Source organism: Leifsonia sp. 10N434, from assembly GCF_056394405.1.
The window spans coordinates 552,061-563,100 of record NZ_JBFTHV010000002.1; the positions used below are offsets into that span (position 1 = coordinate 552,061).

Here is an 11,040-nt window from a genome sequence, read left to right on the forward strand (position 1 = left end):
ATCCGCCTACGCATCGCTCTCGCGCTGCGCCATCCGCGATTCGTCGAAGTCGAGCATCGTCTGCGCCTTGGTCAGGATGCGCGACGGGTAGTTGCCGCGGCTTCGCGCCTCCAGCAGCGCGTCGCGCTCGGCATCGAGCACCAGCGACCGCAGCGCCCGGTACTGCTCGTGCGGGCCGGCCTTCTCCTTCTCGCCTTCCTCGCGTTCCACCCGCTCCCATTCGGCCTCGACACGCAGCAGCGTGTCTTGCCGCACCCGCTCCACGACGTCCTCGTCGAGCACCTCGCCCTCGGGGAGGCCGACGTCGGGGTTCTCGAGCGCGCCGAGGCCCGCCTCGCTCATCTCTTCCAGCAGGCCCGCCAGCTCGCGGCGATCGGCCGCGGCATCCGAGCCCGTCACCTTCAGGAGCCGGATGACCAACGGAAGGGTCCCGCCCTGGACGAGGAGCGTGACGAGCGCGACGACGAACGCGATCAGGATGAGCTGGAACGAGTACGGGGTCCCGCGCGGCAGCGTCTGAGCGGCGGCGAGGGTGACGACGCCGCGCATCCCAGCCCAGGTCAGCACCGCGCCTCCGCGCCAGCCGATCGACGCATCCTGCATCTCGGTGATGTCGGCGGAGCGCCGTTCGAGATAGCGCCGCAGACGGGACCAGCGTCGCCTGTCGCGCTCCGTGCTCGGCTCCGGGCGGTCGTTCATCTTGTCGAGGCCGTCGGAGACGCGGTCGCCGATCTGCTCCGCCCGGCGCTGGCTGGCGCGCAGGCCCAGCACGATCGGCACGATGAAGAGCCCCCGGATGACCAGCAGCAGCACGCAGATCAGCAGACCGAGCGCCAGGCAGCCCCAGACGTCGAGTCCCGCCGGATGCGTCTCCACTCCGCTGATGATCGACTTCAGCTGCACGCCCATCACGAGGAAGACGCCGTTCTCGAGGAGGAACTGCACGGTGCGCCAGTTCAGGCGTTCGGCGATCCGCGCCTGGGCGCTGAACCGCCGTGCAGAGTTGTGGCCGGTGTAGAGGCCGGCGACGACCACGGCGAGCACCCCCGATGCCTCCAGGCTCTCCGCCGGGATGTAGGCGATGAACGGCACGGCGAACGACATCGCTGTCTCGAGCACGGGGTCGTTGAGGCGCGAGCGGAGGAAGACCGTCACGATGCCCACCACGAGGCCGATCGCGATGGCGATGACCACGGACAGCGCGAACTGACCGGCGACCGCGGCGACGTGCACCGTTGCGGCGGTGGCGGCGACGGCCGACTTGAGCAGCACGAGCGCGGAGGCGTCATTGACCAGGCTCTCGCCTTCGAGAACGGTCACGAGTCGTGTCGGCAGACCGAGTCGCTTGGCGATGGCCGTGGCCGCAACCGCGTCGGTCGGGCTCACGACCGCCCCCAGCGCGATTCCGGCCGCGAGATCGAGATCCGGCAGGATCGCGTACAGGATGAAGCCGATGACGAACGCGGTGACAACGACCAGGACGACCGAGAGGACCGAGATCGTCCCGATGTTGCGCCGGAAGTCCATCAGCGGCACTTGGATCGCCGCCGAATAGAGCAACGGCGGCAGAACGATCGTCAGGATGACCCACGGAGGGACCTCGAACGAGGTCGGAAGGATCGGCAGGAACGAGATCGCAACGCCGACCACGACCAGCACCACCGGTGTCGCGATCCCGAGCTGCTTGGAGAACACGGACACCCCGACCAGCACGACGATGCCGATCACTCCGATGAGTGCGTACTCCATGCGACAACGCTACCGCGGGCGAATGATCCGGACGCGGGGGTTGCGTTTCAGGCCTGCGTCAGAAAGAGTCGACTCTTCGGGCGGGCGTCAGTACCAGCCGGCGCTCTCGGAGTGCCCCCAGGCGCCGCACGGAGTGCCGTAACGACCCTGGATGTAGCCCAGACCCCACGCGATCTGCGTAGCGGCGTTGGTCTGCCAGTCAGGGCCGGCGGAGGCCATCTTGCTTCCGGGCAGTGCCTGCGGGATGCCGTAGGCGCCGCTGCCGGCGTTGTAGGCGTACACGTTCCAGCCGGACTCGCGGTTCCATAGGGAGACCAGGCAGTTGTACTCGCTGTCGCCCCAACCGTGCGCCTTGACCGCGGCATAGCCGGCCGCCTGAGCCGATCCGGGGTCGGGAGTGCCGGCGGCGGGAGCGCTGCTGCCGGCACTGTCGCCGCTGTCCGAGCTGTCGCTGCTGCCGGAATCGGTCGCGGCGGGAGCCGGGGGCGGAGGCGGCTTGGGCTTCGGCTTCTCTTTCACCGAGATCGCCTCGCGGGTGACCGAGGTGGTGTACGAGCCGGTGGCCGCGAGCGTCTGCACGGGAGCGTCGCCGTAGCGCGACGTGCTCTGGACCGTGTCGGCGTAGGCCGGCGTCGCCGCGGAACCCGAGTAGGGATCGACGACGTTCACCAGCGCGAATCCGACGGCGGCTGTGAAGGCGAAACCCCACAGCACGGCCTGCGATCGCACATGGGGTCGCCTTACCGTGACGCCGACCGGGTTGGCCGGAGTCAGGGGAACAATCTCTGACTCTGCTACTCGTCTACCCACGATCACAAGACCATAACGAACAAATCACGCATCGCCAAGACGAGCCTCCCACTTTCAGCGAACAGCCAGCATCACATCCGTCACGCTGTCGAGCAGCAGATCGACCTGGATCTCCTTGTATCCGCCGCGCTGCGGGCGGAACGTCACGGTGCGCACCTCTTCGACGCTCATCGGCTTCCCGTCCTGGAAATATTTCACCAAGCGCGACGAGAATCGGTCGACATCCGTGCGGTTGTAGCCATAGGTGAAGACGCTCGCGCGGTCGAAACGCTGCCCGATCGGCCGGTCGAGTCGGTTCAGCACGACCTGGGCCGTCGTGCGCGCCTCCTCGAACCAGGCGGCCTCACCCGCAGCCGCGCGGGCGGCCTCGCGCTCGCGTGCGGCGAAGGCGTCCTCCAACCGCTCGAGGGCGGCGTCGACATGCGTGGTCGAGTAGCCGCCCTTCTCCATGCCGAATGCGGTATGCCGGATGTCCGCCGAGGTCAGCGCATCCTTGTCGGAGGCGTCGCCGTCATAGGCGAGACGGGCGGTCTGCAGGAACTCGTCGACCTGCGCGGTGTCGTAACCGAGCTTCGACTTCCGGGCACGGGGGAAGGTACTCACTCCCCCATTCTGTCATCCGAAGATGAGGAAGAGCGCGTAGGTGACGGCCGCAGACGGCAGAATCGAGTCGAGCCGGTCGAGGAAGCCGCCGTGCCCTGGCAGCCACGAGCTCATATCCTTGATGCCCAGGTCCCGTTTGATGAGGGACTCGGCGAGGTCGCCGAGGGTCGCGCTCAACAGGATCACGATGCCGAAGACGATGCCGAACCACCACGGACGCTCGATCATGAACAGCGAGAGCAGGATGCCGGCGACCACGCTGGTGACCGCCGCTCCGGCGAAGCCCTCCCAGGTCTTCTTCGGGCTGATCGTCGGCGCCATCGGGTGCTTGCCGAACGACAGCCCGCTCGCATAGGCCCCGGTGTCGACGGCCACCACCAGGATGATGAACGCCAGCACCCACCACTCGCCGCGGTCCTCGGCGAGCAGCAGCATCGCGAAGCTCGCGAGCAGCACGACGTAGAGCTGCACGAGGGCCGACGAGCCCAGGTCGCGCACCAGCTGCGCGCGCCCCACCTTCGCTGGGCGCGCAGCCTCCTCGATGAGTCGCCAGATCCACACCAGCAGGATGCCGGCCGACAGCGAGACGAGCTGGCCTCCCGCATGGAAGTAGTACGCGGCCGGTGCGATGGCCACCGCCGCGACGATGGTCGGGATGCGCGGCACGAGCCGCCCTGCACTGCGGAACGCCTGCGTGAGTTCGAACGACGCGAACGCCGCGATGCCGATGCCGAACACGAGGAAGAGCTGCTTGATGAAGATCAGGCTGATCAGCAGCAGCGCGCCGGCGCCGACGCCGATCAGGATGGCGAGGATCAGGTTGCGCCCGGTGCGGGCTTCGATGCGCTCGTTCGTCGCATCGAGCTGAGCCTTGCGGGCCTGGACCTGTCGTTCCAGATCGGCCCGGGTGGCCTGAACCTGAGCGCGGAACTCCGCCTTCGATCCCGGCCTGCCGCGGCGCGGCTGGACCGGGTCGTCCGGTTCGCCAGAGGTGCCGTTGGTCATGGTGCCTAAACCTCGAGGAGTTCGGCTTCCTTGCGCTTGAGAGCCTCGTCGACAGCCTCGACGTGCGTGCGCGTGACGTTCTCCAGCTCTTTCTCGCCGCGGGCCACGTCGTCGTCGCCGACCTCGCTCTTGAGCGCGTCGAGATCGTCTTTGGCCTTGCGGCGGATGTTGCGGATCGCGACCTTGGCGTCCTCGCCCTTGCTGCGCACGAGCTTGACGAAGTCCTTACGGCGGTCCTCGGTGAGCTCGGGCAGGGTGACGCGCACGATCTCACCGTCGTTGCCGACGTTCGCCGACAGGTTCGGCATGTTGACGATCGCCTTCTCGATCTCCTTCAGCGCCGACTTGTCGTACGGCGTGACGAGCAGCACGCGCGCCTCGGGGTTCTGCAGACCGGCGAGCTGGTTGAGGGGCGTCGGAGAGCCGTAGTAGTCGACCAGGACCTTCTGGAAGAGGGCCGGGTTCGCGCGGCCCGCGCTCACCGTGCTGAAGTCGTCCTTCGCCGCCTCCACGGTCTTGCTCATGCGCTGGGTGGCGTCGGAAATCACATCCGCGATCACGGTCTCTCCTTCAGTCGGTGAATCGGTTTCTAGTCTAGAGCCGCGTGGCTGCGCAGCCCGCCCGGCTAGCCGAGCAGAGTGCCGATCTCGGCGCCGAGGATGGCGGCCGTGACGTTCCCGGCCGGCTCGATGCCGAAGATGCGCATGGGCATCCCGTTGTCCATGCAGAGGCTGAGCGCGGTGGAGTCCACCGCCTTGAGGTTCTGCTGCAGCGCCTCCTGGTGGCTGATCTGCTCGATCTTGCGCGCATCCGGGTTGGTGCGGGGGTCGTCGTCGTACATGCCGTCGACACCGTTCTTGGCCACGAGCACCACGTCGGCCTCGATCTCGAGCGCGCGCTGGGCGGCGACCGTGTCGGTCGAGAAGTACGGAAGGCCGGCGCCGGCACCGAAGATGACGACCCGCCCCTTCTCGAGGTGCCGCTCCGCGCGGCGCGGGATGTACGGCTCGGCCACCTGGGTCATCGCAATGGCGGACTGCACGCGCGTCTCGGCGCCGGCCTGCTCGAGGAAGTCCTGCAGGGCGAGCGCGTTCATGACCGTGCCGAGCATGCCCATGTAGTCCGCACGACCGCGGTCCATGCCGCGCTGCGAGAGCTCGGCGCCGCGGAAGAAGTTGCCCCCTCCGACGACGATCGCGACCTCGACGTCGCTGGCCGCCTGGGCGATCTCGCGGGCGATCGAGCTGACGATATCGGGGTTCACTCCGAGCTGACCGCCGCCGAAGGCCTCGCCGGACAGTTTGAGAAGGACCCTGCGCCTCTTATTGGATTCCGACATGCGTGTATGAGTCCTTCCGTTGGGCGATCTCGTTAAAAGTAGTGGTTGCGAAGCGCGAGCGCTCCACCGAGCGCACAGAAAAGGAGTCCGGATCGTGAGAACGATCCGGACTCCTTCATGAGGCTGTTAGGCGCCGACCTTGAAGCGCGCGAAGCCGGTGACGGTGATTCCCGCCTCCTTGACGACCTGGCTGATGCTCAGCTTGTTGTCCTTCGCGTAGTCCTGCTCGAGCAGGGCGACCTGCTTGAAGTAGGCGCCGAGGCGACCCTCGATGATCTTCGGGAGCGCGGCCTCGGGCTTGCCCTCGTTGCGCGAGATCTCCTCGACGATGCGGCGCTCGTTCTCGACGGCCTCCGCCGGGACGTCCTCACGGGTGAGGTACTCCGGGTTGGCGAACGAGATGTGCTGCGCGATGCTGCGAGCGGTCTCCGCGTCGTCGCCGGTGTAGCCGAGCACGACACCGACCTGCGGGGGCAGGTCCTTGGAGGTCTTGTGCAGGTAGATCGCGAAGTGCTCGCCGGTCACGACGGCGAGGCGGCGGAGCTCCACCTTCTCGCCGAGGATGGCGGCCTCGTCACCGATGAGCTCGGCGACGGTCTGGCCGCCGGCGGGGGCCGCGAGGGCCTCCTCGACCGTGGTGGCGCCCGCTGCGACGACCGCGTCGAGCACCTTGTCGGAGAGGGCGATGAACTTGTCACCCTTGGCCACGAAGTCGGTCTCGCACGCGAGCTCGATCATGGTGGCGCTGGTGCCGTTCTCCTTGGCCGCGACGAGGCCTTCGCTCGTGGAGCGGTCGGCACGCTTCGCGTTGCCCTTGGCACCCTTCAGGCGCAGGATCTCGGTGGCCTTCTCGATGTCTCCATCGGCCTCCTCGAGTGCCTTCTTGGTGTCGACCATGCCCGTGCCGAGCTGCTCGCGCAGGGCTTTGATGTCAGCGATGCTGATGTTTGCCATGTTCCTTTGAGAACCTTCTGTCGAAAATGTGGAGTGGGAGACGGGTTACTTGGCGTCGGTGTCGGCCTCGACGACAGCCTCGGTGGCGTCATCGGTGGCGACCGCGGCTTCGGCGCCCGCGTCGGCTTCGGTCTCCGCAACAGCCTCGGCGACGGCTTCGCCCTCGGCGACGACCTCGGCGGAGTCCGCCTTGGCCTCGGCGAGGTCGGCGTCTGCTGCCTTCTCGGTCTCGGCGCTGGACTGGACCTCGTCACCCGACGACGTGAGGAGCTCCTGCTCCCACTCGGCGAGCGGCTCGGCCGGCTCTGCACCCTCTTCGGGCTTCTGGTGACGCTGGATGAGGCCCTCGGCCGCGGCGTCGGCGACGATGCGGGTCAGCAGGCTGACCGAGCGGATGGCGTCGTCGTTACCCGGGATCGGGTACTGGACCTCGTCGGGGTCGCAGTTGGTGTCGAGGATGCCGATGACCGGGATGCCCAGCTTCTTGGCCTCGTCGATCGCCAGGTGCTCCTTCTTGGTGTCGACGACCCAGAGCGCGCTCGGGGTCTTCGCCAGGTTGCGGATGCCGCCGAGCGACTTGTGCAGCTTGTCGAGCTCCCGCTTCTTGATGAGGAGCTCCTTCTTGGTGAAGCCGCTCGTGGTGCCTTCGAAGTCGAGCTCCTCGAGCTCCTTCATGCGGGCGAGGCGCTTCGACACCGTCTGGAAGTTGGTGAGGAGGCCACCGAGCCAGCGCTGGTTGACGTAGGGCTGGCCGACACGCGTCGCCTGCTCGGCGATGGCGTTCTGTGCCTGCTTCTTGGTGCCGACGAAGAGGATGGTGCCGCCGTGGGCGACCGTCTCGCGCACGAACTCGTACGTCTTGTCGATGTACGCGAGCGACTGCTGCAGGTCGATGATGTAGCTGCCCGAGCGCTCCGTCAGGATGAATCGCTTCATCTTCGGGTTCCAGCGGCGGGTCTGGTGTCCGAAGTGGACGCCGCTGTCGAGCAGCTGGCGCATGGTTACAACGGCCATTTGCCGTTCTCCTTTTCTCGCATCCGGGCGCGCGCGGCACGCGGATGCTCTTGCGGTTGACTGCGGCGACCGGACGGCCGCCACTCCTGGTGCCCGGCGCGCACATCCGCTCCTCGGCCGACGGGATGACCCGTGGATCGTGAAGACCGGTGGATGTGGCGTGAACCCGAGTGGGCACGCGTAGTCACCCCGACGAGCGGAGTGCTGCAGTCATCTTATCAGAACGCGCCCTAGACGGTGTCGCCGCTGGAGCGCACCTGGACCCCGCGGTTCTTGCCCGCGTTGGCGAACAGCGTCTCCGCGTGCTCGAGCGCCATGCCGTTGGTCTCCGGGATCTTCCAGAACACGAAGAAGAACGACAGCAGAGCGAACACCGCGTACATGCCGTACGTGAACGGCAGCGAGAAGGCCGCCATCGGCGGGAAGCTGACGGTGACCAGGAAGTTGGCGATCCACTGCGCAGCCGCCGCGACACCGAGCGCCTTGCCGCGGATCTTCGTCGGGAAGATCTCGCCGAGCAGCACCCAGACCAGCGGACCCCACGACGCGCCGAAACAGACGACGAAGACGTTGGCCGCGACCAGTGCGATCGGTCCCCAGGCGCCGGGCAGGCTGACCTCGCCCTTGCTGTTCGTCACGGAGAACGCGAACGCCAGGGCCATCGCTCCGAGCGAGACGGCCATCCCGATCGAGCCGGTGAGCAGGATGGGACGTCGTCCGACGCGGTCGACGAGCAGGATGGCGACGACCGTGACAGCCACGTTGGTGACCGACGTGATCACCGTGATCAGCAAGGAGTTCTTCTCGGTGAATCCCACGGCCTGCCAGAGCGTCGTCGAGTAGTAGAAGATCACGTTGATGCCGACGAACTGCTGGAACACCGACAGGATGATGCCGATCCAGACGATCGGCTTGAGTCCGAACCTGTTGCCGCGCAGGGTGGCCTTGAGGCCCTCCTTGTCCTCCTCGATCGAGTGCTCGATGTCGCCGATCTGGCGGTCGATGTCGCTCTCCGGCACGAGGGTGGCGAAGATCGCGCGGGCTTCGTCGTGCTTTCCGGTCGCGAGCAGGTAGCGCGGCGACTCGGGCAGGATCAGCGCCAGGATGCCGTAGACGACCGACGGGATGACACCGACCAGGAACATCCACCGCCACGCCTCGAGTCCGAACCACAGCTGGTTGGATGCGGAGCCGGCGACGCCGGCGAGAAGGGCGTCGGAGAGCAGGGCGACGAAGATACCGATCGTGATGGCGAGCTGCTGCAGCGATGCCAAGCTACCGCGGGACTGCTTCGGGGCGATCTCCGCGATGTAGGCCGGGGCCACGACGGAGGCGATGCCGATGCCGAGACCGCCGATCACACGCCAGAAGCCGAGATCCCAGACCGAGAAGGCCAGGCCGGCGCCGATCGAGCTGGCGAGGAACAGGATAGAGCCGAGCAGCATCACCTTGATGCGGCCCCACCGGTCGGCGAGGCGACCGGCGATGTACGCACCGACCGCGCAACCGAGCAGGGCGATGGCCACCACGAAGCCCTTGACGAAGTCGTTGAGGGCGAAGTTCTTCTGGATGGAGTCCACTGCGCCGTTCACGACGGAGGAGTCGAATCCGAAGAGGAAGCCGCCGACGGCCGCAGCGACGGCGAGCCCGATGACCTTGCGGCGCATCGCGGACGTCGGCTTGGGCGCGTTGTCGTCCGCCGAGGACGAGGTGTTTCTCTGCTGTTCAGACATCTGAGACCTTTGCGATCGAGTGCGGGTCCGTCGGACACCGGGAGGTGTTCGGATCACCGGCGAATGACACGGTACTCCGGTACTTCACACTCGCAAACACCTGCATACGGCCGGGCGTGCCGCGCTGTCGCGCGCCCTCCACCGCAGCGCCGTGCGATCCGTTCTCCACGGATTAGCCGACTCCCCCGTCGCAGGTGCATGCGTCCACCACAGTCGAATCACGAGCGGCGGCGCTCGCTGAGCGGGCGGAATCCCGGGCGACGGTGGGCCCCGCATCCCGATGCGCAGGCGGATACAGGGAGGACGGGATGCGGAGAATCCGGCGGACGAGATGGCCTGCAGTGGCGATAACGCTGGCGGTGTCGGCAGGTTTCGGTGCCGGCACGGATCACGGAGGCGCGACCGGATTGCGTCCTGCTGCGATCGACAGCACCTCTCGTGGCGCCTGGCGCTGGCCGCTGCAGGGGGTAGCGCTGACACGTCCGTTCGAGGCGCCCGCGACTCCGTATTCGGCCGGACACCGCGGGGTGGATCTGCGTGCGTCTCCCGGCGCTGCGGTGTCGGCACCCTCGGACGCGGTCGTGCACTTCTCCGGGGTCGTGGTGGATCGCCCGGTGCTCACGCTGGATCACGGCGACGGTGTTCTCTCGAGCTACGAGCCGGTGCGGTCAGAGTTGAAGGCGGGCGACTCGGTCGCGGTCGGGGGGTCGGTCGGAGTGGTGTCGACGGGTGGACACTGCGACGAGACGTGCCTGCACGTCGGGGTGCGGGTGTACGGCGAGTACGTCTCGCCGCTTCTGTACTTCGATCGCGTCCCGCGCGCGGTGCTCCTCCCCCTCGGCAGCGGAAACGGGAGGTGAGACCCGGTGGGCTCGGCGGACGAACAACGTGGCCCGGGTGCCGCGTGGTTCAGGCCCGGGGGTGCGCGATCCGGTAGCTCTCCTTGAGCCGCTCGGTCGAAACGTGCGTGTAGATCTGCGTGGTGCCGAGGCTCGCGTGGCCCAGCAGTTCCTGCACCGCACGGAGGTCGGCGCCGCCGTCGAGCAGGTGGGTGGCGGCGGTATGCCGGAGGGCGTGCGGTCCGGCCGGTCCCGTACCGGGCAGATCGGCGAGCAGGCCGGCGACGAGACGGTAGATCGACCGGGTTCCGAGTCGAACGCCTCGGGCACCGAGGAAGACGGCCGCGCCGGAACGCTCCGACGCGAGATGCGGACGGCCCCGGCGGAGGTAGTCGACGATGGCACGGTGCGCGGGGACACCGAACGGGACGGTTCGCTCCTTCGCGCCCTTGCCGAGAACGCGCACAGTGAGCCGGTCGAGGTCGATGTCGTCGATGTCGAGACCCGCCAGCTCCGAGACGCGCAGCCCGGAGGCGTAGAGCAGCTCGATCACGGCGACGTCGCGGAGCCGGGCAGGGTCCCCGTCGGCGGCCCGCGTCGCGAGCAGTTCGAGCACCTCCGCGATCTGCGCCCTGTTGATCACCCGCGGAAGAGTCTTGCCGGCCTTGGGCGTCTTGAGCCGTGCCGCAGGGTCGGCGTTCTCCGCTCCGGCCCGCGTCAACCAGGCGCTGAACCCCTTCGCGGTCGCCGAGCGGCGTGCGAGCGTCGCCGTCGAGAGGCCCCGCTGCGACGCATCCCACAGCCAGTCCCGCCACAGGTCGAGCGTGATCGCCCCGGTGTCGGCGACCGCACGCGCCTCGGCGAAGGTGGTGAACGCAGCGAGATCGGACCGGTACGCGCGAACCGTCTGCGGGGAGTACCCGCGCTCCACCGTGAGGTGCGCGACGTACCTCTCGATCGCGCGCTGCAGCTCCACTCCCCCAGCATCCCCCCG

11 protein-coding genes are annotated in these 11,040 nt (G+C 67.8%); 1 reads left to right on the top strand and 10 read right to left on the bottom strand.

Annotated features, from left to right (window positions below):
- Window positions 1-6: 6 nt before the first annotated feature.
- The 9 genes from AC1DB1_RS08310 to AC1DB1_RS08350 all read right to left on the bottom strand — a co-directional run bounded on the left by AC1DB1_RS08310 (window position 7) and on the right by AC1DB1_RS08350 (window position 9,141).
- Complete coding sequence (locus AC1DB1_RS08310) at window positions 7-1,749, bottom strand: cation:proton antiporter (protein ID WP_477200404.1); 1,743 nt, start codon at window positions 1,747-1,749, stop codon at window positions 7-9.
- A gap of 87 nt (window positions 1,750-1,836) precedes the next feature.
- A complete protein-coding gene (locus AC1DB1_RS08315; RefSeq protein WP_477200405.1) occupies window positions 1,837-2,478 on the bottom strand; it encodes an aggregation-promoting factor C-terminal-like domain-containing protein in 642 nt (213 codons plus the stop codon).
- Window positions 2,479-2,613: 135 nt separating this feature from the next.
- The gene (locus tag AC1DB1_RS08320; protein ID WP_271178404.1) at window positions 2,614-3,162 is read right to left on the bottom strand and encodes a DivIVA domain-containing protein; all 549 of its coding nucleotides are present in this window, start codon (window positions 3,160-3,162) and stop codon (window positions 2,614-2,616) included.
- Window positions 3,163-3,174: 12 nt separating this feature from the next.
- Window positions 3,175-4,167, bottom strand: a complete 993-nt coding sequence (locus AC1DB1_RS08325; RefSeq protein WP_477200406.1) for a phosphatidate cytidylyltransferase — start codon at window positions 4,165-4,167, stop codon at window positions 3,175-3,177.
- Between the two features lie 5 nt (window positions 4,168-4,172).
- Window positions 4,173-4,727: a ribosome recycling factor gene (gene frr, locus AC1DB1_RS08330; protein WP_477200407.1), complete on the bottom strand. Its 555-nt coding sequence runs from the start codon at window positions 4,725-4,727 to the stop codon at window positions 4,173-4,175.
- A gap of 65 nt (window positions 4,728-4,792) precedes the next feature.
- Window positions 4,793-5,506: a UMP kinase gene (gene pyrH, locus AC1DB1_RS08335; RefSeq protein ID WP_271178401.1), complete on the bottom strand. Its 714-nt coding sequence runs from the start codon at window positions 5,504-5,506 to the stop codon at window positions 4,793-4,795.
- Between the two features lie 126 nt (window positions 5,507-5,632).
- Window positions 5,633-6,460 (bottom strand): translation elongation factor Ts, encoded by an 828-nt coding sequence (tsf, locus tag AC1DB1_RS08340; RefSeq protein ID WP_477200408.1) that lies wholly within the window; start codon window positions 6,458-6,460, stop codon window positions 5,633-5,635.
- Between the two features lie 45 nt (window positions 6,461-6,505).
- Window positions 6,506-7,474, bottom strand: coding sequence for a 30S ribosomal protein S2 (gene rpsB / locus AC1DB1_RS08345; RefSeq protein ID WP_477200409.1), 969 nt, complete (start codon window positions 7,472-7,474; stop codon window positions 6,506-6,508).
- Window positions 7,475-7,704: 230 nt separating this feature from the next.
- The gene (locus AC1DB1_RS08350; RefSeq protein WP_373877168.1) at window positions 7,705-9,141 is read right to left on the bottom strand and encodes a sugar porter family MFS transporter; all 1,437 of its coding nucleotides are present in this window, start codon (window positions 9,139-9,141) and stop codon (window positions 7,705-7,707) included.
- A gap of 407 nt (window positions 9,142-9,548) precedes the next feature.
- On the opposite strand from AC1DB1_RS08350, the gene AC1DB1_RS08355 reads away from it, so the two are divergent.
- Window positions 9,549-10,067, top strand: coding sequence for a peptidoglycan DD-metalloendopeptidase family protein (locus AC1DB1_RS08355; RefSeq protein WP_477200410.1), 519 nt, complete (start codon window positions 9,549-9,551; stop codon window positions 10,065-10,067).
- Between the two features lie 49 nt (window positions 10,068-10,116).
- On the opposite strand, the gene AC1DB1_RS08360 is transcribed toward AC1DB1_RS08355, so the two are convergent.
- The gene (locus tag AC1DB1_RS08360) at window positions 10,117-11,022 is read right to left on the bottom strand and encodes a tyrosine recombinase XerC (protein ID WP_477200411.1); all 906 of its coding nucleotides are present in this window, start codon (window positions 11,020-11,022) and stop codon (window positions 10,117-10,119) included.
- Between the last annotated feature and the right edge of the window lie 18 nt (window positions 11,023-11,040).

Coding starts and splice junctions, on each gene's coding strand:
- AC1DB1_RS08310 (WP_477200404.1), bottom strand. CDS start 1,749: ATGGAGTACGCACTCATCGGAGTGATCGGCATCGTCGTGCTGGTCGGG.
- AC1DB1_RS08325 (WP_477200406.1), bottom strand. CDS start 4,167: ATGACCAACGGCACCTCTGGCGAACCGGACGACCCGGTCCAGCCGCGC.
- pyrH (WP_271178401.1), bottom strand. CDS start 5,506: ATGTCGGAATCCAATAAGAGGCGCAGGGTCCTTCTCAAACTGTCCGGC.
- tsf (WP_477200408.1), bottom strand. CDS start 6,460: ATGGCAAACATCAGCATCGCTGACATCAAAGCCCTGCGCGAGCAGCTC.
- rpsB (WP_477200409.1), bottom strand. CDS start 7,474: ATGGCCGTTGTAACCATGCGCCAGCTGCTCGACAGCGGCGTCCACTTC.
- AC1DB1_RS08350 (WP_373877168.1), bottom strand. CDS start 9,141: ATGCGCCGCAAGGTCATCGGGCTCGCCGTCGCTGCGGCCGTCGGCGGC.